The 22,319-nt window shown below is 66.1% G+C and carries 15 protein-coding genes; 7 read left to right on the forward strand and 8 right to left on the reverse strand.

Annotated features, from left to right (window positions below):
• Positions 1 to 13: 13 nt before the first annotated feature.
• The gene (cueR, locus tag EC86_RS0117065; protein WP_029526998.1) at positions 14 to 430 is read right to left on the reverse strand and encodes a Cu(I)-responsive transcriptional regulator; all 417 of its coding nucleotides are present in this window, start codon (positions 428 to 430) and stop codon (positions 14 to 16) included.
• On the reverse strand, positions 427 to 2,898 hold the full coding sequence (locus EC86_RS0117070; RefSeq protein WP_029526999.1) for a heavy metal translocating P-type ATPase: 2,472 nt from the start codon (positions 2,896 to 2,898) through the stop codon (positions 427 to 429). The genes cueR and EC86_RS0117070 overlap by 4 nt, the downstream gene beginning before the upstream one ends.
• Positions 2,899 to 3,081: 183 nt before the next feature.
• On the opposite strand from EC86_RS0117070, the gene EC86_RS0117075 reads away from it, so the two are divergent.
• From EC86_RS0117075 to EC86_RS0117085, 3 genes are all read left to right on the forward strand, one after another.
• Positions 3,082 to 3,270 (forward strand): heavy-metal-associated domain-containing protein, encoded by a 189-nt coding sequence (locus EC86_RS0117075; protein ID WP_029527000.1) that lies wholly within the window; start codon positions 3,082 to 3,084, stop codon positions 3,268 to 3,270.
• Positions 3,271 to 3,361: 91 nt separating this feature from the next.
• Positions 3,362 to 4,234 carry an archaetidylserine decarboxylase gene (gene asd / locus EC86_RS0117080; protein WP_029527002.1) on the forward strand — a complete coding sequence of 291 codons (873 nt, stop codon included), beginning with the start codon at positions 3,362 to 3,364 and terminating at the stop codon, positions 4,232 to 4,234.
• A 119-nt stretch (positions 4,235 to 4,353) separates the two neighbouring features.
• Complete coding sequence (locus tag EC86_RS0117085; protein WP_029527003.1) at positions 4,354 to 5,934, forward strand: M20 family metallopeptidase; 1,581 nt, start codon at positions 4,354 to 4,356, stop codon at positions 5,932 to 5,934.
• A 93-nt stretch (positions 5,935 to 6,027) separates the two neighbouring features.
• On the opposite strand, the gene EC86_RS0117090 is transcribed toward EC86_RS0117085, so the two are convergent.
• From EC86_RS0117090 to EC86_RS0117100, 3 genes are all read right to left on the reverse strand, one after another.
• A complete protein-coding gene (locus EC86_RS0117090) occupies positions 6,028 to 7,197 on the reverse strand; it encodes an MFS transporter (RefSeq protein WP_029527004.1) in 1,170 nt (389 codons plus the stop codon).
• The gene (locus tag EC86_RS0117095; protein WP_029527005.1) at positions 7,194 to 7,943 is read right to left on the reverse strand and encodes a 16S rRNA (uracil(1498)-N(3))-methyltransferase; all 750 of its coding nucleotides are present in this window, start codon (positions 7,941 to 7,943) and stop codon (positions 7,194 to 7,196) included. The genes EC86_RS0117090 and EC86_RS0117095 overlap by 4 nt, the downstream gene beginning before the upstream one ends.
• Before the next feature lie 91 nt (positions 7,944 to 8,034).
• A complete protein-coding gene (locus tag EC86_RS0117100; protein ID WP_029527007.1) occupies positions 8,035 to 9,120 on the reverse strand; it encodes an aminoglycoside phosphotransferase family protein in 1,086 nt (361 codons plus the stop codon).
• Between the two features lie 104 nt (positions 9,121 to 9,224).
• On the opposite strand from EC86_RS0117100, the gene EC86_RS0117105 reads away from it, so the two are divergent.
• The 3 genes from EC86_RS0117105 to EC86_RS0117115 all read left to right on the forward strand — a co-directional run bounded on the left by EC86_RS0117105 (position 9,225) and on the right by EC86_RS0117115 (position 14,218).
• Positions 9,225 to 11,672, forward strand: a complete 2,448-nt coding sequence (locus tag EC86_RS0117105; RefSeq protein ID WP_029527008.1) for an LPS-assembly protein LptD — start codon at positions 9,225 to 9,227, stop codon at positions 11,670 to 11,672.
• On the forward strand, positions 11,665 to 13,068 hold the full coding sequence (locus EC86_RS0117110) for a peptidylprolyl isomerase (RefSeq protein WP_029527009.1): 1,404 nt from the start codon (positions 11,665 to 11,667) through the stop codon (positions 13,066 to 13,068). Before EC86_RS0117105 ends, EC86_RS0117110 begins: the two co-directional genes overlap by 8 nt.
• Before the next feature lie 232 nt (positions 13,069 to 13,300).
• Entirely contained in the window at positions 13,301 to 14,218 is a 918-nt protein-coding gene (locus EC86_RS0117115) for a ribosomal RNA small subunit methyltransferase A (protein WP_029527010.1), read from the forward strand.
• A gap of 268 nt (positions 14,219 to 14,486) precedes the next feature.
• On the opposite strand, the gene EC86_RS0117120 is transcribed toward EC86_RS0117115, so the two are convergent.
• The 3 genes from EC86_RS0117120 to EC86_RS0117130 form a co-directional block, all read right to left on the reverse strand.
• Positions 14,487 to 14,912, reverse strand: a complete 426-nt coding sequence (locus tag EC86_RS0117120) for a barstar family protein (protein ID WP_029527011.1) — start codon at positions 14,910 to 14,912, stop codon at positions 14,487 to 14,489.
• Positions 14,913 to 14,965: 53 nt separating this feature from the next.
• Positions 14,966 to 15,382, reverse strand: coding sequence for a guanyl-specific ribonuclease (locus EC86_RS0117125; protein ID WP_029527013.1), 417 nt, complete (start codon positions 15,380 to 15,382; stop codon positions 14,966 to 14,968).
• Positions 15,383 to 15,560: 178 nt separating this feature from the next.
• On the reverse strand, positions 15,561 to 17,891 hold the full coding sequence (locus EC86_RS0117130) for an NADP-dependent malic enzyme (RefSeq protein WP_029527015.1): 2,331 nt from the start codon (positions 17,889 to 17,891) through the stop codon (positions 15,561 to 15,563).
• Between the two features lie 299 nt (positions 17,892 to 18,190).
• Here EC86_RS0117130 and putA point away from each other — a divergent pair, with 299 nt between their 5' ends.
• Positions 18,191 to 22,270, forward strand: a complete 4,080-nt coding sequence (gene putA / locus EC86_RS0117135; protein WP_029527018.1) for a trifunctional transcriptional regulator/proline dehydrogenase/L-glutamate gamma-semialdehyde dehydrogenase — start codon at positions 18,191 to 18,193, stop codon at positions 22,268 to 22,270.
• Positions 22,271 to 22,319: the final 49 nt, after the last annotated feature.

The raw sequence follows: 22,319 nt of genomic DNA on the forward strand, positions 1-22,319 counted from the left end.
GCCTGACGCGACACTAGTCCGCCAGCCCGCTCAGGATCGGGCAGTCCGGCCGCTCATTGCCCTGGCAGCAGTCCGCCAGCTGCGCCAGCGTCTGGCGCATCGCCTGCATCTCGGCGATGCGCCGTTCCAGGTCGGCGACGTGTACCTGCGCGATGCGCTTCACGTCGGCGCTGGCGCGCTGCTGGTTTTGCCACAGCTTGAGCAGCTCGGCGATTTCAAGCATGCTGAAACCCAGCGCGCGGGCGCGGCGGATGAAGCGCAGGGTGTGGATTTGCTTGTCGCCATATTGCCGGTAGCCCGCGTCGGTGCGATGCACGGGCGGCAGCAGGCCCAGCGCTTCGTAGTGCCGAACCATCTTGGCCGACACGCCCGATTGCCTGGCGGCCTGGCCGATGTTGAACGGGCCGCTATCTGGCACAGGGGCAGTCATTTCGAAGTTCCTTTCCAGCGGCGCAGCAGCAGCGCATTCATCACCACGCTGAAGCTGCTGAAGGCCATGGCCGCACCGGCGATCACCGGGCTCAGCAGGCCGAAAGCGGCCAGCGGAATGCCGACCACGTTGTAGAAAAACGCCCAGAACAGGTTCTGCCGGATCTTGGCGTAGGTGCGGCGCGAGATGTCGATGGCGTCGGCGACCAGCGCCGGGTTGCCGCGCATCAGCGTGATGCCGGCCGCCTGCATCGCCACGTCGGTGCCGGTGGACATGGCAATGCCCACGTCGGCCGCCGCCAGCGCGGGTGCGTCGTTGATGCCGTCGCCGACCATCGCCACGCGGTCGCCGTCTTCCTTCACCTGGTCTTTCAGCTGGCCAATGATGTCGGCCTTGTTCTCAGGCAGCACCTGGAAATGCACGATGTCGATGCCGAGCTGCTTGGCCACCGCTTCGGCGCTGCCCCGGTTGTCGCCGGTGACCAGCGCGGTCCGGATGCCCAGCGCATGCAAGCTGGCGACGGCCGGGGCGGCCCTGGCCTTGACCGTGTCGCCGAACGCCAGCAGCGCCAGCAGTTGCGGCGCGCCGGTCACATCGGCCAGCCAGGACACGGTGCGGCCTTCGGCTTCCAGCGCGCTGGCGCGTTCTGAAAAACCGCCGAGGTCCACGCCCAGCTCCTGCATGAAGCGCGGGCTGCCCAGCCGCAGTTCATGGCCCTCGACCACCGCCGACATGCCGCGCCCGGCCACCGCGCGGACTTGCGATGCGGGCGGCACGCCAACCTGATCCTTCACCGCCAGTTGCGTGACCGCCTTGGCCAGCGGATGCTCGCTGCCCGCCTGGATGGCGGCGGCCCAGGCCAGCGCGGCACCGCGTGAAATGCCTGCCGGCTCCAGCGCGACCAGTTCGGGCTTGCCTTCGGTCAGCGTGCCGGTCTTGTCGAAGGCGACGATCTTCACCTTGTGCGCCACTTCCAGCGCCTCGGCGTCCTTGATCAAAATGCCGTGTTTCGCCGCCACGCCGGTGCCCGCCATGATGGCGGTCGGCGTGGCCAGTCCGAGTGCGCACGGGCAGGCGATCACCAGCACAGCGACGGCGTTGAGGATGGCGGTTTCCCAGTTGCCCGTCGCCAAGCCCCAGCCCAGCAGCGTCACGAAGGCGATGCCGATGACCACCGGCACGAACACGGCGCTGACCTGATCGACCAGCCGCTGGATGGGCGCTTTTTTCGCCTGCGCCGACTCGACCATGCGAACAATGCGCGACAGCGTCGATTCGGCGCCGATGGCGGTGGTGCGCACCACGATCAGCCCTTCGGCATTGACCGCGCCGCCGGTGACGCGGTCGCCGGCGTGCTTGCTGACCGGCAGGCTTTCGCCGGTGATCAGCGATTCATCGACCTCGGTCGCGCCTTCCATGATCTCGCCATCGACCGCGATGCGCTCGCCCGGCCGCACCACGACTAGGTCGCCAAGCTGCACCTGGCCGATGGGCACGTCCCGGTCCACGCCACCGCGCCGAAGCCGCGCGGTTTCGGGCCGCAGCGCATTGAGCGCCCGGATGGCTTCGGTGGTCTGGCGCTTGGCGCGCGCTTCCAGCCACTTGCCCAGCAGCACCAGCGTGATGACGACGGCCGATGCCTCGAAGTACAGGTGCGGCATGCCGTGTTCGCCGTGGCGCAGCAGCAGGTAAACGCTCAGCCCGTAGGCGGCCGACGTGCCGACGGCCACCAGCAAGTCCATGTTGCCGGCGCCGGCCCGAACAGCTTTCCAGCCGGCCTTGTAGAAGCGCGCGCCGAGCCAGAACTGCACCGGCGTGGCGAGCAGCCACTGAATCCAGCCGTCGAGCATCCACGACTGGCCAAACAGCATGCCGACCATCGGCATCGCCAGCGGCGCCGACAGCGCGGCGGCCACGGCAATCGGCCACCAGGGGGCGCCGGCCGTTGCGGCCGGGCTCGCGCCCGTGGCGGCATCGGAAATCGCCTCCGCCCGGTAGCCGGCCTTTTCCACCGCCGCGATGAGCTGGGGCAGGGCGGCGGCGCCACTCGCCACGGTGACTTCGGCGGTCTCCGTCGCCAGGTTGACTTCGGCCGACAGCACGCCCGGCACCTGTTTCAGCGCCTTTTCGACCCGTAGTGCGCAGGACGCGCAGGTCATGTCGCCAATCTTCAGCCGCAGCGCCTGCTCGCCCACGGCGCTGCCGGTGGTATTGCCCACGGCATAGCCGGCTTTTTCCACCGCTGCCTTGAGCGTGTCCAGGCTGACGTGCGGGTCGGCCCTGACGCTGGCCTGCTCGGTGGCGAAATTGACGCTGGCTTCCTCGACGCCCGGCGTGGCGGCCAGGGCTTTTTCGACCCGGGCCACGCACGATCCGCAGGTCATGCCTTCCACGGGGAAGCGCCAATCTTTTAAAGCGGATGCGGATGCGGGGGCCAGCGGGGCTGGCAGGGTGTGGCTGACGCTCATGCGTGTCTCCTGAAGATGGGGATGATGGCGCGAGTCTGAACCTTCCTATCATGGCAGGGTCAAGCCTGGGCTAAAAGTAACCCTGACAGCCTTTGGGGTTTGGGCTGAACCGGTTGACCTTGCCCCGATGGGAAGGTTCAGACTGCCGGCTTGATTCACCCTTTCACCCTTCAAGGAAACCCCATGGAATTCAATGTCCCCGACATGAGCTGCGGCCACTGCGCCGGCGTTATCACCAAGGCCTTGCAGCAGCTCGACGCCGACGCCATGATCAGCATCGACCTGCCGGCCAAGAAAGTCACCGTCGAGACCGCGCAAGACCGGCAAACCGTGGCCGACGCGCTGACCGAGGCCGGCTACCCGACGCATTGAAGGTGGCCGCTAGCGTCAGGACAGACACCCGCGCGGCGTTGCCGTGTGCGCCTCGATAGAATGATTCTTCCCTTCACTTCCGTCAGCGCCTGTGTCCGACCGTCTTGCCGTCCTGCCCCAATACCTGCTGCCCAAGCAGGCGCTCACCCGGTTTGCCGGTTTTGTCGCCTCGCGCGAACGCGGCTGGGTGACCACTGAAATCATCCGCCGCTTTGTCGCCAAGTACCGGGTGAACATGGACGAGGCGCTGGACGCCAACATCGCCAGCTACCTGACCTTCAACGATTTCTTCACCCGCGCCCTCAAGCCCGGCGCCCGGCCGCTGGCCCCGGCCGACCTGGTCTGCCCGGTCGATGGCGCGATCAGCCAGTTCGGCGCCATCGCGCATGACCAGCTGATCCAGGCCAAGGGCCACCACTACTCGACCACGGCCATGGTCGGCGGCGACGCGGCGCTGGCGGCGCAGTACCAAGATGGCCATTTCGCCACGATCTACCTGAGCCCCAAGGACTACCACCGCATCCACATGCCGGCGGGCGGGCGCCTGACGCGGATGATTTACGTTCCGGGCGAGCTGTTCTCGGTCAACCCGGTCACGGCGCGCGGCGTGCCGGGGCTGTTCGCGCGCAACGAGCGCGTGGTGTGCGTGTTCGAGTCGGCGCGCGGGCCGTTCGTGCTGGCGCTGGTCGGCGCGACGATTGTCGGCAGCATGGCCACCGTCTGGCACGGCGTGGTGAACCCGCCGCGCGGCAAGGCGGTGCGCGAATGGCGCTATCCGGCGTCTGGCCAGAGCGAAGTCGCGCTCAAGCAGGGCGAGGAAATGGGACGGTTTTTGCTGGGTTCGACCGTGGTGCTGCTGTTTCCCAAGGGGCCGCTGCGCTTCAACCCCGACTGGGCGCCGGGCCGGGCGGTGCGGCTGGGCGAGGCGATGGCGGATTATTCGGCGGCCGGGCAGCAGAACTGAACCAAGAGCCCTCGGCCCCGCACGCGCAATTCGCTGGCTAAGGGCAAGGGGTTATCGGGGTGGGCGTAAAGTAGCCATCTTGCCCAAAGCACCCCCAATTTCCACCTCTGGAGTCCGCCATGAACGCCCCCCTGCACCGCGAAATCCCCGCCGGCATCCTCGACGCCGCCCAGATGCTTTCCCAAATCACGACCCAGTGGGACGGCGACATCGTCAAGCAATTGACCGACTACATCGCCATTCCCGCCAAGTCGCCGACCTTTGACCCCGACTGGGCGCAGCACGGCTTCATCGACACCGTCATGCGCAATGCCGCGACGTGGGTCGAAGCGCAGAAGGTCGAGGGCTTGACACTGGAAATCGTCCGGCTCGAAGGCCGCACGCCGGTGCTGTTCTTTGAAATTCCCGCTTCGTCAGGTGGTGCGTTGGCATCCCCTCTTCACCAGCCAGGGCCGCAGGACCGGCTTCGCCGGACTGCAGGCGCAGCGGCCCCCTCGGGGGGCAGCGAACCACGCGAAGCGGGGAGCGTGGGGGCCACAGTCCTGATGTACGGCCACCTCGACAAGCAGCCCGAGTTCACCGGCTGGCGCAACGACCTGGGGCCGTGGACGCCCAAGTATGAAGACGGCAAGCTCTACGGACGCGGCGGCGCCGACGACGGCTACGCGGTCTATGCCAGCATCGCCGCCGTGCAGGCGCTAAAAAGCCAGAACATCGCGCATCCGCGCATCGTCGGGCTGATCGAAACCTGCGAGGAAAGCGGCTCCTACGACCTGCTGCCCTACGTCGATGCGCTGCGCGAGCGGCTCGGCGAGGTCGCGCTGGTGGTCTGCCTGGATTCGGGCGCGGGCAACTACGACCAGCTCTGGCTGACCACCAGCCTGCGCGGCAACGCCGCCGGCGTGCTCAAGGTCGAGGTGCTGACCGAAGGCGTGCATTCGGGCGACGCCAGCGGCTTGGTGCCGTCGAGCTTTCGCATCATGCGGCAAGTGCTCGACCGGCTCGAAGACAGCGCCACCGGCCGGCTGCTGCCGCCCAGCTTTCATTGCGAAGTCCCGGCCGACCGGCTGGCCCAGGCGCAGGCCACGGCCAAAATTCTGGGCGACGAGATCTACAAGCGCTTTCCGTGGGCGCATTACGACTGCGAAGGGGGGGCCGCGTTTGCGCTGCCGACGACGACCGACCCGGTCGAGGCGCTGCTCAACCGCACTTGGCGCCCGACCCTGAGCGTGACCGGCGCCGAAGGGTTTCCGTCCTTCCGCGACGCGGGCAACGTGCTGCGGCCCTACAGCGCCTTCAAGCTGTCGCTGCGCTTTCCGCCGCTGATCGATGCCGGCGTGGCGGTGCAGGAACTGAAAAAGCTGCTGGAGGACAACGCGCCCTACCAGGCGAAGGTCACTTTTGAAAGCAACGGCGGCGCCACCGGCTGGAACGCGCCAAGCACCGCGCCGTGGTTTGAACGCGCTTTGAACGACGCCTCGCAGAACTTCTTCGGCGCGCCCTGCGGCACGATTGGCCAGGGCGGCACGATTCCGCTGATGAGCCTGCTGAGCCAGGGTTTTCCGAAGGCACAGATGATGGTCTGCGGCGTGCTCGGCCCCAAGAGCAACGCGCACGGGCCGAACGAGTTCTTGCATGTGCCGTATGCCAGGAAACTGACGGCGGCGGTGGCGCAGGTGATTGCGCGGGTTCCGGGCTGAACCTTGCTTTTTTAAGCCAAAAAGGCTTTTCCCGCATGTCTGCTGTGCGCAGGCAGCTATTAAAAAAGAAGCGCTAGTCTTCTGCCTGCTTTTTCAAGCCTTGCGCAGCCTGCGCTGCTGCAGCCCCAGCCAGCCCAGCGCCAGCGCGGTCAGCCCGAGCGGCAGCAGCGAACCCAGATTGAGCAGCGCCCAGCCCTGCGTGGTCACCAGCACGCCCGAGGCCAGCGACGACACCGCCAGCACCGCGAACACGCAAAAATTGAGCGCGCCCTGGGCCTTGTCCTTTTCTTCCGGCCGGTAAGCCGTCAGCGCCAGCGTGGTGGCGCCGGTGAACAGGAAATTCCAGCCCAGCCCGAGCAAAAACAGCGCCAGCAGAAACTGCCTGAACTCCACGCCCGACAGGGCAATCAGCACGCAGGCGACGTTCAGCGCCAGCCCGGTGGCCATGACGGTCAGCGTGCCGTAGCGCTTGATCAGGTGGCCGGTGAAGAAGCCGGGCGCGAACATGCCGATCACATGCCATTCCAGCACCCACGCCACGTCGGAAAACGGCAGGCCGCAGACCTGCATGGCAATCGGCGTGGCGGCCATCAGGAGGTTCATCACGCCGTAGCCCAGCGCGCCGGCGGCGGCCGCGACGATGAAGACCGGCTGGCGCATGATCTCGCCCAGCGGCCGGCCGCCGCTGCTGGCGTGTTTCGGCGGCGGCGGTGGAAAGTCGATGAAGGCCAGCAAGGCCATCGCCAGCAGCGCCACGCCGGCCAGCGCCAGGTAGGCGCCGGCAAACGGCACGGCGGTCATGCTGCGGGTGCTTGAGGCCAGGTTCGGCCCGGCCACAGCGCCCAGCAGGCCGCCGGCCATCACCAGCGAAATCGCCTTTTCGCGAAACGCCGGCAGGGCCAGCTCGGCAGCGGCGAAGCGGTAGAGCTGCGCATTGGCGTTGTAGTAGCCGGCCACCAGCGTGGCCGCGACCAGCAGCCAGAAGTTCCGGCTGTAGGCCGCGTAACAGCACAGCAGCGCCGAGGCCAGGCCCACGAGCAGCCCGAGCTGGAACGACGCCTTGCGGCCAAAACGGCGCTGGGTGTGTGCCACCAGCCCGGTGGACAGCGCGCCGCCGACAACATAGGCCATCACCGGCAGCGTCGCCATCCAGCCCAGCGGCGCCAGACTCAAGCCGACAAGGCCGTTGATGGCGATGAAGGTGACGTTGTTGGTCAGGAACAAGCCCTGGCAGATCGTCAGCAGCCAGAGGTTGCGGTTCATGCGCCGCCCGGTGCCAGCGTGAGCAGCGACAAACAGGCCAGCGGCGCGGTCTCGGCGCGCAGGATGCGCGGCCCGAGCGTGACGGGGCTAAAGCCGCAGGCGATGGCGGCGGCTTCCTCGGCAGCGCTCAGGCCGCCTTCGGGGCCGCTCAGGAACGTCAGGGCGCCGGTGCCGGCAACGGCCTGGATCAGCGGCCGCGTGCCGTCCTGCAGCGACAGCAGCAGGCGTGTGCCGGCGCCTGCTGGCAGAGGGGCGGTTTTTTTCAGCCATTCGCCCAGCGTCGCCACATCGTGAATCAAGGGCACGCGGTTGCGGCCGCACTGTTCGCTGGAGGCGATGGCAATGCCGCGCCAGTGCGCGACCTTCTTGTCGGCGCGCTCGGCCTTGAGCCGCAGCACGCTGCGCTCGCTCATCACCGGCTGGATGCTGGCCGCGCCGAGTTCGGTGGCTTTTTCGATCAGCCAGTCCATGCGGTCGTTGGCCGGCATGCTGACCACCAGATGGATGGCGCGCGCCGCTTCGCGCGCGGTGGCGGTGTACGCGCCGATGGTGACCTCGACATCGCTGCGGCCCATGCGCTCGACGGTGGCGTCGAATTCGCCCTCCGCGTCGCCCCGGCCATTGAAGAGCAGGATGCGCTCGCCCGGCTGCATCCGCAGCACCTGCACATGGCGGGCGGTCTGCTCGGGCAGGCTGATCGAACTGCCGGGAACGAGTGCCACGTCGGCATAAAAACGCGCGCTCACGGCGTTTTTACCGGCCAGGAAGGAATTGATGTAGCTATTAAATCAATAGCTGCTTGCGCAAGCCGGATATGCGCAAAAGGCCGATTTGGCATCAAAACGTGTACCCCACGCGGGTTTCGTTGCCCTCGATCTCGTCGAGCAGCACCATCAGCGGCCCGAGCTGGCGGTACCTGGCGCAGGTGGCTCTGGCGTATTTGATGAAGCGCGGCGTGTCCGCCAGGTATTTCGGCTTGCCGTCGCGCAGCGTGAGCCGCGCAAAGATGCCCAGCACCTTGAGGTGGCGCTGCAGGCCCATCCATTCGACCGCCCGGTAGAACTCGCCGAAATCATCGCCGACCGGCAGCCCCGCCTTGCGCGCCTTCTGCCAGTAGCGCACGGTGATGTCGAGCACGAACTCCTCTTCCCAGCTCAAAAACGCATCGCGCATCAGGCTGGCGATGTCGTAGGTGACCGGGCCGTAGACCGCGTCCTGGAAGTCGAGCACACCGAGGTCGCCGTTCTGGTCAACCATCAGGTTGCGCGGCATGAAGTCGCGGTGTACATAGACGCGCGCGCCGTCGAGCGAATTCAGGTTGCTGGCCTTGATCTGCGCAAACAGCGGGTCCAGCTTGGCCATCAACGTGGCGTCGAGCGCAAAGCCCCGGTGCTTGCCGACATACCACTCGGGGAAAAGCGCCAGTTCGCGCGACAGCAGCGCGTCGTCGTAAGGCGGCAGCACGCCGGGCCTGGACGCGAGCTGCCACTGCACCAGCACGTCGGCCGCCTGCATGTAGAGGTCGAAGTGCGCCGTGGTCGCCTCCAGCCTGGCATCGACGGCGGCGGGCGGCGCGATCATGTCCATCATGGTCTGCGCGCCCAGGTCGCTCAGCAGCATGAAGCCCAGCGGCGCATCCCAGGCCAGCACGCGCGGCGCGCTCAAGCCGGCGCCGGCCATCAGCTCGGCCACCTTGGCGAAAGGCGCGCAGTCTTCCAGGGCCGGCGGCGCGTCCATGATGATGAAGCTGTCCGTGCCCTGCGCGGCATCGATGCGGAAATAGCGCCGGAAGCTGGCATCGCTTGACGCCAGGCGGACGGTTTCTGGCTGCAAGCCGTGCGCTGGCGCCACGGCGGCGAGCCACCGGGCGAAGGCGCGCGCGCGCGCGGTATCAAGCCAGTCGGGGGGAAGCGAAGCGGTCATGTTTTCAAAGCCCTTGGTCGGTGCGGCAGCCCGGCGCGGGCCGGGGCAGGAGGGTCATGGATAATCAGCCCTGATTTTACAAACGGGTTTATCTCATACAAACGATGCGCCACGCATCCCGCTCCTTCTTTATTCTTTCCCCGGTGGCCCATGCGGTCTCCCGGCTGGCGATGCTCGCCACCCTGGGCCTGGCGGCGGCCGGACCCGGCCATGCGCAGGCGCCCGCCGTGGTGGCCGACGGGGCTGGCCCGTCCGTGCCCCTGGCGCTCAAAAACTCGCCGCTGCTGGCCGAGGACGTTTCGAAAGCGCCCGGGGACGAGGGGCCGACCTTCGTCTTCGGCGACAAAATTTCGGGCCGCCCGGACCTGGAAACGGTGATCGAGGGCAACGCCGAACTGCGGCGCGGCGCCACCTCGATGCGCGCCGACCGCATCGAGTACTACCAGCCCGACGACCAGCTCAAAAGCACTGGCAATGTGCGGATCAACAATGCCGGGAACCGCTTTGAAGGCCCCGAGCTGCAGCTAAAACTCGACCGTTTCGAGGGCTTTTTCACCACGCCGCGCTACCGCTTCCTGCAAAACGGCGGCAACGGCCAGGCCGAGCGGGTCGATTTCATCGACGACAAGCATTTCACCGCGCACCGCGCCAGCTACACCACCTGCGAGCGGGGCAACGAGGAAAGCTGGAAGCCGGCCTGGGAAATGACCGCGACCCGGGTGGACTTTGACCTGGACCGCGAAGTCGGCGTGGCCACCGGCGCGGTCGTGCGTTTCAAGCAGGTGCCGATCCTGGCCTTCCCCAAGATCAGCTTTCCGCTCAGCGACAAGCGCAAATCGGGTTTCCTGCCGCCCACGCTGGGGCTGGATTCGCTCAACGGCTTTGAATACCGCCAGCCGTATTACTTCGACATCGCGCCCAACCGCGACGCCACGTTTTCGCCCGCCATCATGGTCAAGCGCGGCGTCGACCTGGCCGGCGAATTCCGCTACCTGGAGCCGACCTACAGCGGCCAGCTGCGCGCCAATGTCCTGCCCGGCGACAAGCTGCGCGGGCGCGACCGCTGGTCGTATTCGCTGCAGCACGTCGGCGCCATCGACACCGGCGTCTCGGCCATCGGCGGCGTGGGGCTGAACCTGAATTTGAACAAGGTCAGCGACAACGACTACTGGCGCGATTTTCCGGTCGCCACCGGCCAGGTCACGCAGCGGCTGCTGACGCAGGACGCTTTGCTGAGCTGGAGCAAGGGTTATTTTTCCTCGTCGGTGCGGGCGCTGAAGTGGCAGACGCTGCAGGATGTCAACTCGCCGATCATCCCGCCGTATGACCGCCTGCCGCAGCTGACCGCCGCCTACACCCGTTTCGATGCGCCGCTGCTGGGGCTGGGCAGCGGCTTTGACTGGTCCGCCCAGGCTGATTTCACCCGTTTTTCCGCCGACGAGCGCCTCACGAAGCAGCCCAACGGCAACCGGGCCTTCAGCCGGCTGCAGGTCAGCCGTCCCTGGCTGGCGCCGTGGGGCTATGTCACGCCCAAGGTGCAGCTGCACGCGACCAGCTACCAGTTCGAATCGCCGCTGGCCAACGGCGCCACGTCGGTCTCGCGCGTCGTGCCGACCTTCAGCCTGGACAGCGGCCTGACGTTCGAGCGCGACGCCAGCTATTTCGGCCGCAGCTTCACCCAGACGCTGGAGCCGCGCGCCTTTTACGTGCGAACGCCTTACCGCGACCAAAGCTTTCTGCCCAATTACGACTCGGGCGCCAACAGCTTCAACTTTGCCACCGTCTTCACCGAGAACGCCTTTGTCGGCAACGACCGCATCTCGGACGCTAACCTGCTCACGCTGGGCCTGACCTCGCGCCTGATTGACCCGGCCACCGGCGCCGAGGCGGTGCGCCTGGGCGTGGCGCAGCGCCTGCGCTTTGACGACCAGCGCGTCAGCCTGCCGGCCATCGGCACCACGCCCGTTCCCGGCGCGCTGCCGGTCACCGACCGCGTCAGCGACCTGCTGGTCGGCGCTTCGGTCAACTGGGTGCCGCAGTGGACCTTCGACAGCACGGTGCAGTACAACCCCAAGATCAGGGAATCGGAACTGGCGTCCATCGGCGTGCGCTACAACCCGGGCAACTACCGCACCGTTAGCGCTGCCTTTCGCCGCCAGCGCAACATCAGCCAGCAGATCGACGTTGGCTGGCAGTGGCCGATCAACGACCTGTGGGGCGACAAGGGCCAGGACCTGGGCGCCGGACGCGGCCAGGGCGGCGGGCGCTACTACAGCGTGGGCCGGCTGAACTACAGCACGCTGGAGAAAAAGCTGGTCGATGCGGTGGTCGGCATTGAATACGATGGCTGCTGCTGGATTGGCCGCGTCGTGCTGCAGCGCTCGCAAAACAGCACGGTGACGTCCAACACGCGCATCTTGTTCCAGCTTGAAATGGTGGGTTTTTCGCGCATCGGCTCCAGCCCGCTCGAAACGCTCAAGAACAACGTGCCACGCTACCAGAACCTGCGTGACAAAATCAGCCCTCCCAGCCGCTTTACCACTTATGACTAAACACCGATTCCTCCCTGTCCGGCCGCTGTCCGCCGCGCTGGTGCTTCTGCTGGCGCTGCCTCTGGGCGCCGTGCAGGCCCAGATCGCCCGGCCTTCGGCCACGCCGCGCCTGGTGGTGCCCGCACCGCCGGCCGCCAGCACGGCGCCGCGCGCCGGCGCCCAGCGCCAGGCCGACTTCATCGTGGCCGTGGTCAATTCCGAACCGATCACCAACAACGAAGTGCGCGCCAAGCTGCTGCGCACCGAGCAGATGCTCAAGCAGCAGGGAACCCCCGTGCCGCCGCGCAACGAGCTGCTGCCGCAACTGATCGAACGCATGATCAGCGACAAGGCGCAGCTACAGGCCGCGCAGGCCTCGGGCCTGAAGATCGACGACAACGCCGTCGAGGGCGCGGTCCAGACGGTGGCCCGGCAGAACCAGATCACGGTCGACGAGCTGCGCCGGCGCCTGACGGCCGACGGCATCGACTATGCGCAGTTCCGCTCGGAGATACGCGACGAACTGCTGATCAGCCGCCTGCGCCAGCGCGAAGTCAAGGCCGACGTCAGCGAGTCCGAGATCGACGCCTACCTGCGCGATCAGCAAGGCCAGCCGGGCGCGGCCAGCGCAGCGCCTGCGGCGCTCAACCTGGCCGAAATCCTGGTGGCGGTGCCTGAAAACGCCACGCCCGACCAGGTCGCCAGCCTGCAGGCCAGAGCCCAGCAGGTGCTCGAACGCGTCCGCGCCGGCGCCGACTTTGCCGCGCTGGCGGCCGAGTTGTCGGCGTCGGCGTCGCGCGGCAACGGCGGCCAGATGGGCCTGCGCAGCGCCGACCGCTACCCGCCGCTGTTTGTCGAGGCGACGCAAAGCCTGCGCGCCGGCGGCCTGGCCGGTCCGGTGCGCAGCGCCGCCGGTTTCCACATCCTGAAGGTGATCGAAAAACGCCAGGGAGGCCTGCCCGACGCCGTCGTCGCGCAAACCCGTGCCCGCCACATCCTGCTGCGGCTGACGCCCCAGCTGACCGAAGCGGCCGCCATCGAGAAACTCGCCGGCTTCAAAAAGCGCATCGCGGCCGGCCAGGCCGACTTTGCGGCGCTGGCGCGCGAAAACAGCCAGGATGGCTCGGCCAAGGAGGGCGGCGACCTGGGCTGGGCACCGGCCGGCGCCTTTGTTCCGGAATTTGAAAAGGTCATGAATGCCTTGGGCCCCAACCAGGTGTCCGACCCGCTGGTGTCGCGCTTCGGCGTTCACCTGCTGCAGGTGCTGGAGCGCCGCGAGGTGCCGGTGTCGCCGCGTGACCAGCGCGAGATGGTGCGCGGCATGCTGCGCGAGAAAAAGCAGGAGGAAGCGCTGGTGCGCTGGGCCGAGGACATTCGCGGCCGCGCCTACGTGGAATTTCGCGAGCCGCCGCAGTGACCCCCACGCTTGCCACTTCGTGTGCTGCGCTCCCCCCCGAGGGGGCTGCTGCCCTTGCAAGGCGCCACACCGCCAGAGGCGGCGCATCTGCAGGCTGTCCAGGCCCGCGCAGGCGGGTCTGGAGCCGCAGCCTGCAGCCTGCGGCCCGGCAAAGCCGGTTCCGCGCCCCCTGCGGGTGTAGAGAGAAAACCATCGTGCCCACTGCTTCATGCGGTGCAATGGCTTGCGTTGTATGAAGCACATCCCACGCAAACGCTTCGGCCAGCATTTCCTGACAGACCGGCTGATCATCGACAGCATCGTTGAGGCGATTGCGCCCTTGCCGGGTCAGCCGATGGTCGAGATCGGCCCCGGCCTGGCGGCCATGACGCGGCCTCTGGTGGCGCGGCTCGGGCACCTGACGGTGATCGAGCTGGACCGTGACCTGGCGCACCAGCTGCGCACGCATCCGCATCTGACGGTGGTCGAGTCCGATGTGCTGCGGGTCGATTTCAGGCAGCTGGCGGAGCAGATCCAGTTGCAGACAACGCAAGCAGCCCCTCCCAGCCAGTCAGGGCCGCGGGACTGGCTTCGCCAGACCGCAGGCGCAGCGGCCCCCTCGGGGGGCAGCGAACCACGCGAAGCGGGGAGCGCGGGGGCTTTTAAATTGCGCGTTGTCGGCAATTTGCCTTACAACATCTCCACGCCCATCCTGTTTCACCTGCTCGATGCGGTCGATGTGATCGAGGACCAGCATTTCATGCTGCAAAAGGAAGTCATCGACCGCATGGTGGCCGTGCCCTCGACCAGCGACTACGGCCGGCTCAGCGTGATGCTGCAGTGGCGCTACGCCATGGAAAACGTGCTGCACGTCCCGCCGCAGAGCTTTGACCCGCCGCCGCGCGTGGACAGCGCCATCGTCCGCATGGTGCCGCATGCCGAGCCGCAAAAGCTCGACGTCAAGCTGCTGAGCGAGCTGGTGCGGGTGGCGTTCAGCCAGCGCCGCAAGCTGCTGCGCCATACGCTGGGAAAATGGCTGGAACAGCACGACTACGCCGGTGAATTCGATGTCAGGCGGCGCGCCGAAGAAGTGCCGGTGGCCGAGTACCTGGCGCTGGCGCAGCAGGTCAAGGCCGGCACGGCCCAGCCTGAAAGCACTGGCATACTATAAAAATAGTAGCTGCTTGTGCCCGCCAGCCAAGCGCAAAAGACCGATTTGAGTCACAAAAAAACCCGCAGGCTGCGGGTTTTTTTGTTTTCAGCCTGAACCGTGGTTCAGGCTGCTGCAAGCCAGTAGCTTGCATTGAAAGGACTGCTCATGCGCAGCGCCAGGGGCGATACGTCGAGAAGTTTGTCGGTCGGCATCGGTTCATCACCGTCTAGCGCGACTTGCTGGGCCTGATTAGCCCGATCCCCTTGGCCAATGTCCGGGGAGCGGGCTACAGAAAAGAATAGAAGCACCGGAACGGTATCTTGCGATCCGCCCAGTAGTCGGCTGCGTCCCTGAAGATGTCGAGCAGTTGCTCGCGCGCTTCCTTGTCGAACTTGGCATGCGCGGGAATTTGTTCCAGCACGACGATGAAGCCGGGCTGCGGGCCTGACTTGTGCACCAGGTCGGTCATGCAGTCGTACAGGGCATCAAAGTTCTTGCCGAAATGCGCCGGAAAGGTGTACTGTGCCGCGATCATGTCCAGGATGTCCTGTTTGCTCTGGGCATTGCCCAAGTTGGCATACAGGAAATGCTGGTTCAGCTTCGTGGCAGCTTCCTGCAACTCGGGCACGCGGAAGGCGCGTATGGACTGCACAATGTTGGGCCGTATGCCCTTCAAAGGTGTTTCGTCGTCCTTACGAAGTGGTGTATCCATCTCCGCTTCTCTTTCTCTTAGATCTAAAGTCAAAATAACAACCACAGTCCTGGTTAATGAACGATTTTGCGAAAACTCGCATAGTGATCGTCGGTGTAAAAACAGGCATCGGGCGCTGCGGCTTGCAGGCCGCCACACACGATGCGCCGGGCTCCGCGGCTGCTCTCTCCAGGTGTCCGGACGGTATATTCACGGTAATAAGCGCGAACATTGGCGGGAAGCAGCCGTTCCCGGTTGCCAAACACCACGCCGTCCTTGTCATGCCTGAAAGGCCCGCCCTGGTAAATCAGCGTCAGCATGCTGCGCCCCTGGGGAGGCAGCTGGGCAAGCGCAACGGTGTCGGCAACCGCCAGCGAGGGTGTGCTTCTGGCAAGGGCCGTGCCGGAAGGCACCACCATCACACCGGCCGAAACCGCCAGCAGAATCGTCAAACCTGCTTGACGCCAGCGTTCGTAGCTAAATCCCCGCATGAAAAATACCTTTCTTGAATCCAGCGTTACCCTGCCAGGTTTCCGGGTTAACCCTTAAATTTCAAGAGGAGTAGTTTGCCGCATGCCGAAAGAAAAGGCAAGCGGTTGCTGAAATTTTAGGCATGAAAAAGAGGGCTATAAAGCCCTCTGAATTTGCTGACGCCTGGAAAGAACTGGCTTATCGCGCGGCGTTGGCGTCTGCCACCGTGAGCGCCGTCATGTTGACGATCCGGCGCACCGTGGCCGTGGGCGTCAGGATATGCATTGGCTTGTTGGCCCCCAGCAGCACCGGGCCGATGGCAATGTTGCCGCCAGCGGCGGTCTTGAGCAGGTTGTAGGAAATGTTGGCCGCATCGATATTGGGCAGGACCAACAGGTTGGCTTCGCCGGTCAGCGTGCTGTTGGGCATGATCAGGCGGCGGCCCTCGGCGTCCAGCGCCACGTCGCCGTGCATTTCGCCATCGACTTCCAGCCACGGCGTCTGTTCGCGCAGCAGGTCCAGCGTGCGGCGCATTTTCAGCGCGCTCGGGTGGTTGGACGAGCCGAAGTTCGAATGCGACAGCAGCGCGGCCTTGGGCTTAATGCCGAAACGCATCATTTCCTCAGCGGCCATGGTGGTGATCTCGGCGAGCTGCTCGGCGGTCGGGTCGTAGTTGACGTGGGTGTCAAGCAGGAACACCTGCCGGCCCGGCAGCATCAGGCCGTTCATGCAGGCATAGGTGTGAACGCCTTCGCGCTTGCCGATCACTTGGTCCAAATAGGCAAGGTGGTGGGCCGTCGTGCCCCAGGTGCCGCAGATCAGGCCGTCAACATCGCCTTTAAGCAGCAGCATGCCGGCAATCAGCGTCAGGCGCCGGCGCATCTCGATCTTGGCCATCTGCACCGTCACGCCGCTGCGCTCGGTCAGGCGGTGGTAGGTCTGCCAGAAGTCGCGGTAGCGGCTGTCCTGCTCGACATTGACCACGTCATAGTCGAGCTCTTCCTTCAGGCGCAGGCCGAACTTTTCAATCCGCTGGGCAATGATGGCCGGGCGGCCGATCAGCGTCGGGCGGGCCAGGTTTTCGTCCACCACGATCTGGCAGGCGCGCAGCACGCGCTCTTCCTCGCCTTCGGCATAGGCGATGCGCTTGCGGCTGGCGGCCTTGGCGGCGGTGAAGATCGGCTTCATGATCGTGCCCGACGCATACACAAAGCTCTGCAGGCGCTGGCGGTACTGGTCCATGTCGGCAATCGGCCGCAGCGCCACGCCGCTGTCGGCTGCAGCTTTCGCCACCGCCGGCGCGATCTTCATCATCAGGCGCGGATCAAACGGCTTGGGAATCAGGTATTCGGGGCCGAAGGACAATTTTTCGCCCACATAGGCGGCGGCCACCCGTTCGCTCTGCTCTGCCTGCGCGAGTTCGGCAATCGCGTGGACGGCGGCGATTTCCATCTCGATGGTGATGGTCGATGCGCCGGCATCCAGCGCGCCGCGAAAAATGTACGGAAAGCACAGGACATTGTTGACCTGGTTCGGGTAGTCGCTGCGGCCGGTGGCGATGATGGCGTCATCGCGCACTGATTTGACGTCTTCGGGCGTGATTTCCGGGTTTGGGTTGGCCAGCGCAAAAATGATGGGGTGGGCCGCCATCTTCGCGACCATCTCTTTCTTGAGCACGCCGCCGGCTGAAAGACCCAGAAAGACATCCGCGCCTTCAATGATTTCGCCCAGCGTGCGGGCTTGCGTGGGCTGGGCAAACTGGATCTTGTCCTCATCCATCAGCTCGGTGCGGCCTTCATAGACCACGCCGGCCAGATCGGTCACGTAGATGTTTTCACGCGGAATGCCCAGCTTGAGCAGCAGGCCCAGGCAGGCCAGCGCCGCAGCGCCCGCGCCGGAGGTCACGAGTTTGACTTTTTTCGGGTCTTTGCCCGCTACCTTCAGGGCATTGAGCATGGCCGCGCCGACGGTGATGGCCGTGCCGTGCTGGTCGTCGTGAAAGACCGGAATCTTCATGCGCTTGCGCAATTCGCGCTCGACGTAAAAGCAGTCGGGCGCCTTGATATCTTCGAGGTTGATGGCGCCGAAGGTGGGTTCGAGCGAGGCAATGATCTCGACCAGCCTGGCCGGGTCTTTTTCGTCGATCTCGATGTCGAACACATCGACGCCGGCGAACTTCTTGAACAGCACGGCCTTGCCTTCCATCACCGGCTTGGAAGCCAGCGGGCCGATGTCGCCCAGGCCCAGCACGGCCGTGCCGTTGGTGATCACGGCGACCAAGTTGCCCCGGCTGGTGTACTTGAAGGCGGCGTTCGGGTCCTTGATGATTTCCTCGCAGGGCGCGGCCACGCCGGGCGAGTAAGCCAGCGCCAAGTCGCGCTGGTTGGTCAGCTGCTTGGTGGCGGAAATGGCGATCTTGCCGGGGGTGGGGAACTCGTGGTATTCGAGCGCGGCACGGCGCAGTTCGGCGCGCTTGTCGTTGCGCTCGGTTTCAAGATCGTGGGGCGTCGCAGCGGATGGTGTGGACATCGAATAAGTCTCCAGCTAGGACGGTCAGTGCGGCCGTCAACTCTTTTTGTACGGTTTGAGATTGTAGGCCGCACAAATCGCGCGTCCCCTGTGGAAAGCCGCATCGCAGGGCGATCTGCTTTTAACTTTTTCGCACAGATGGCGCCGGGCACCTCAAGAAGAGGGTGAACAAACGTTGTTGCATCGCTCGCTAGACCGCTGCTTCTCCGATCAATTAGCGTCAAGGGTTAACCCGTATTCAGAATGGGTTGTACCAAATATAAAATTGGTTGCACTTGTTTTGATAAAAGGTGCAACCCATGTCTACCGTCACGCTTGGCCTCAAGGTTGATGAAGCGCTCCGAACCCGCATCCGGGACGCTGCCGCCCAGCAGGGCCGCGCGCCGCACTGGCTGATCAAGCAGGCCGTCTTGCAGTATGTGGAAAGCATCGAGCGGGGCCTGTCGCCACTGGGTGCAACCCACGGTGCAACCGGACTGGAAAAAACGGCTGAACCCGACGAGACCGACGACCTGGCGCTGCCCGCCAGCCTGGTGCCTTCTGCGCAGCCCTTCCTCGACTGGGCGCAAAACGTGCTGCCGCAGAACGATCTGCGCGCCGCCATCACCGCCGCCTGGCACCGGCCGGAGCCGGAGTGCCTGCCCATGCTGGTGCAACTGGCGCATACCCTTGATGCCACACAGCGCGCCGCCATCGAAGAAGTCGCGACACGGCTGGTGGAAGGCCTGCGCGGCAAGAAGGACGCTGGCGGCGTCGAAGCGCTGGTGCAGGAGTTCTCGCTGTCCAGCCAGGAGGGCGTGGCGCTGATGTGCCTGGCCGAGGCGCTGCTGCGCATTCCCGACAACGCCACGCGTGACGCGCTGATCCGCGACAAGATCAGCCGGGGTGACTGGCATGCGCACCTGGGCAATTCGCCGTCGATGTTCGTCAACGCCGCCGTCTGGGGCCTGATGCTGACCGGCAAGCTGACCTCGACCAGCAGCGAAAAAAGCCTGGGCGCGTCGCTGACCCGGCTGATCGGCAAGGGCGGCGAGCCGCTGATCCGCCAGGGCGTACACCGCGCCATGAAGCTCATGGGCGAGCAGTTCGTGACCGGCCAGACCATTTCCGAAGCGCTGGCCAACAGCCGCGCGCTCGAAAAATCCGGCTTTCGCTATTCCTACGACATGCTGGGCGAAGCCGCCGCGACCGAGCAGGACGCCGAGCGCTACCTGGCGTCCTACGAGCAGGCGATCCATGCCATCGGCAAGGCGTCGCACGGGCGCGGCATCCATGAAGGACCGGGTATTTCGGTCAAGCTGTCGGCGCTGCACCCGCGCTACAGCCGCGCCCAGCGCGACCGCGTAATGGGCGAGTTGCTGCCGCGCCTGCTCAAGCTCACGTTGCTGGCGCGCCAGTACGACATCGGCCTGAACATCGATGCCGAGGAAGCCGACCGGCTGGAGCTGTCGCTCGACCTGCTGGAAAGCCTGTGTTTCGAGCCGGCGCTCAGGGGCTGGAACGGCATCGGCTTCGTGGTGCAGGCCTACCAGAAGCGCTGCCCCTACGTGATCGACTACCTGATCGACCTGGCGCGCCGCAGCAGCCACCGGCTGATGATCCGGCTGGTCAAGGGCGCCTACTGGGACAGCGAGATCAAGCGCGCGCAGCTGGACGGCCACGAGGGCTACCCGGTGTTCACGCGCAAGGTGCATACCGACGTGTCCTACCTGGCCTGCGCGCGCAAGCTCCTGGGCGCGCCCGACGCCATTTATCCGCAGTTCGCCACCCACAACGCGCAGACGGTGTCCAGCATTTACCACATGGCCGGCAACAACTACTACAGCGGCCAGTACGAATTCCAGTGCCTGCACGGCATGGGCGAGCCGCTGTACAACCAGGTGACCGGCGCCGTGGCCGACGGCAAGCTGGGCCGTCCGTGCCGCATCTACGCTCCGGTCGGCACGCACGAAACGCTGCTGGCCTACCTGGTGCGCCGCCTGCTGGAAAACGGCGCCAACACCTCGTTCGTGAACCGCATCGGCGATGCCAATGTGCCGGTGGCCGAACTGGTGACGGACCCGGTGCTTGAAGCGCGGCAGATCGCGCTTGAAACCGGCCAGCTCGGCGCGCCGCATCCGAAAATTGTGCTGCCGCGCCAGCTGTTCGCCGACCTAGGTCCGCAGTCGCGCCTGAATTCGTCGGGCCTGAACCTGGCGCATGAGCAGCAACTGGCGTCGCTCGCCGCCGGCCTGCTGCGCAGCACGCAGGGAATTTATGCCGCTTGCGCAGGCGGGACGGGCGTATCCAGCTTCAATTTAGATAGCGCCGCCGCCGACGGCTGGCAGCCGGTGCGCAACCCTTCGGACACGCGTGACCTTGTTGGCTGGGTGCGCCCGGCCAGCTCAGAAGAAGTCGAGCAGGCCGTCAGCCGCGCCGCCCGCGCCGCGCAGATCTGGCAGGGAACGCCGCCGCAAGAGCGCGCCGCCTGTTTGACACGCGCCGCCGACCTGCTGGAGCAGCGCACGCAAAGCCTGCTCGGCCTGATCGTTCGCGAGGCCGGCAAGTCGCTGCCCAACGCGATTGCCGAGGTGCGCGAAGCGGTGGACTTTTTGCGCTATTACGCCGCGCAGGTCGAGGCGACCTTCGACAACGACTCGCACCGCCCGCTCGGCGTGGTGCTGTGCATCAGCCCGTGGAACTTCCCGCTGGCGATTTTTGCCGGCCAGATGGCGGCCGCGCTGGCCAGCGGCAACTGCGCGCTGGCCAAACCGGCCGAGCAGACGCCGCTGGTGGCCAATGTGATGGTCAAGATACTGCATGAAGCTGGCGTACCGGCGGACGCGGTGCAGCTGGTGCCCGGCGCCGGCGACAGCGTGGGCGCGGCGCTGGTGGCGCACCCGCAGGTAGCCGGCGTGATGTTCACCGGCTCGACCGAGGTGTCGCGGCTGATCGCACAGACGCTGGCCAAACGCCTGAGCCCGCAGGGCCGCCCGATTGCCTTGATTGCCGAAACCGGCGGCCAGAACGCGCTGGTGGCCGATTCGTCGGCGCTGGCCGAGCAGCTGGTCGGCGACGTGCTGGCATCAAGCTTTGACTCGGCCGGCCAGCGCTGCTCGGCGCTGCGCCTGCTGTGCATCCAGGAAGACGGCGCCGACCGCGTGGTCCACATGGTCAAGGAGGCCATGCGCGAATGGGTCATGGGCAACACCGACCGCATGCACACCGATGTCGGCCCGGTGATCGACGACGACGCGCGCGCGCAGATCGAGCTGCACATTGCCGCGATGCAGGCCGCAGGCCAGCCGGTGACCCGCATGGCGCGCGACGAAAGCGCCGGCCAGGGCCATTTCGTGATGCCCGCGCTGATCGAGATCGACGGCATCACCCGGCTGCAGCGCGAGGTGTTCGGCCCGGTGCTGCATGTGCTGCGCTACCGCCGCGAGCAGCTCGGCGCGGTGCTCGACGCGATCAACGCCACTGGCTACGGCCTGACTTTCGGCGTTCACAGCCGCATCGACGAAACCATTGCGCTGGTCACGCAAAAGGTGCAGGCCGGCAACATCTACGTCAACCGCAACGTGATTGGCGCGGTGGTCGGCGTGCAGCCCTTCGGCGGCATGGGCCTGTCGGGCACCGGCCCCAAGGCGGGCGGCCCGCTGTACCTGTACCGCCTGCTGCAGGCTGGCCCGGCGCAAGGCAACCTGGCGCTGGCCGCCTTGCCGGCCATGCCGGTCAGCCGCATGAGTCCGCCCGTCATGGCGCGCAACCCGTCTGATCTGCCCGGTCTGCGCGCCCTGCAAAGCCTGGTCTCCGCCTTGCAAGGCCAGCCGTTTGCCGCGCTGGCCGGCTGGCAGAGCAGCGGCGATGCCGCCCGTGCGGCGGCGGCGTGCGAAAGCTACCGCGCCCACAGCGTGCTCGGCCAGCTGTTCACGCTGCCCGGTCCGACTGGCGAATCGAACCGCTACCAGCTGCTGCCGCGCGGCGCGGTCTGGGCCGCGCCGCAGACCGCGCTTGGCCTGGTGCATCACGTCGCAGCGGCGCTGGCCAGCGGCAACCCGTGCTGGCTGGAGACGCCCCGGCCGAACAGCCCGGTGGCCGATGCGCTGGCCGCGCTGCCGCCTGAAGTGCAGGCTTTTGTCCAGACGCGCAGCGCCGACCAGCTGCTGGGCGACCCGCACCTGAGCGCGATGCTGTTCGAGGGTGACGGCGATGCGCTGCAGGCCCTGCTGCCGCGCGTCGCGCAGTGCCCGGGCGCCATCGTGCGCATCGAGAACCTGACGCCCGCGCAACTGGCCGCCGGCGCCGGGTACGACGTGAGCGCGCTGATGCATGAGCAAAGCATCAGCACCAACACCGCCGCTGCCGGCGGCAACGCGCAGCTCATGACGATGGGCTGAGCAGCGCTGCCGGCCAGCCCCTTTCCCGCAACCTTTTGACCCACCCAAG

The sequence above is a fragment of the Polaromonas glacialis genome, from assembly GCF_000709345.1.
Lineage (GTDB): Bacteria > Pseudomonadota > Gammaproteobacteria > Burkholderiales > Burkholderiaceae_C > Polaromonas > Polaromonas glacialis.

What these genes read in the sequence shown, in the direction of transcription:
- cueR (WP_029526998.1), bottom strand. Translation starts at nt 430, where the DNA reads ATGACTGCCCCTGTGCCAGATAGCGGCCCGTTCAACATCGGCCAGGCC.
- EC86_RS0117070 (WP_029526999.1), bottom strand. Translation starts at nt 2,898, where the DNA reads ATGAGCGTCAGCCACACCCTGCCAGCCCCGCTGGCCCCCGCATCCGCA.
- EC86_RS0117075 (WP_029527000.1), top strand. Translation starts at nt 3,082, where the DNA reads ATGGAATTCAATGTCCCCGACATGAGCTGCGGCCACTGCGCCGGCGTT.
- EC86_RS0117085 (WP_029527003.1), top strand. Translation starts at nt 4,354, where the DNA reads ATGAACGCCCCCCTGCACCGCGAAATCCCCGCCGGCATCCTCGACGCC.
- EC86_RS0117090 (WP_029527004.1), bottom strand. Translation starts at nt 7,197, where the DNA reads ATGAACCGCAACCTCTGGCTGCTGACGATCTGCCAGGGCTTGTTCCTG.
- EC86_RS0117100 (WP_029527007.1), bottom strand. Translation starts at nt 9,120, where the DNA reads ATGACCGCTTCGCTTCCCCCCGACTGGCTTGATACCGCGCGCGCGCGC.
- EC86_RS0117105 (WP_029527008.1), top strand. Translation starts at nt 9,225, where the DNA reads ATGCGCCACGCATCCCGCTCCTTCTTTATTCTTTCCCCGGTGGCCCAT.
- EC86_RS0117110 (WP_029527009.1), top strand. Translation starts at nt 11,665, where the DNA reads ATGACTAAACACCGATTCCTCCCTGTCCGGCCGCTGTCCGCCGCGCTG.
- EC86_RS0117115 (WP_029527010.1), top strand. Translation starts at nt 13,301, where the DNA reads ATGAAGCACATCCCACGCAAACGCTTCGGCCAGCATTTCCTGACAGAC.
- EC86_RS0117120 (WP_029527011.1), bottom strand. Translation starts at nt 14,912, where the DNA reads ATGGATACACCACTTCGTAAGGACGACGAAACACCTTTGAAGGGCATA.
- EC86_RS0117125 (WP_029527013.1), bottom strand. Translation starts at nt 15,382, where the DNA reads ATGCGGGGATTTAGCTACGAACGCTGGCGTCAAGCAGGTTTGACGATT.
- EC86_RS0117130 (WP_029527015.1), bottom strand. Translation starts at nt 17,891, where the DNA reads ATGTCCACACCATCCGCTGCGACGCCCCACGATCTTGAAACCGAGCGC.
- putA (WP_029527018.1), top strand. Translation starts at nt 18,191, where the DNA reads ATGTCTACCGTCACGCTTGGCCTCAAGGTTGATGAAGCGCTCCGAACC.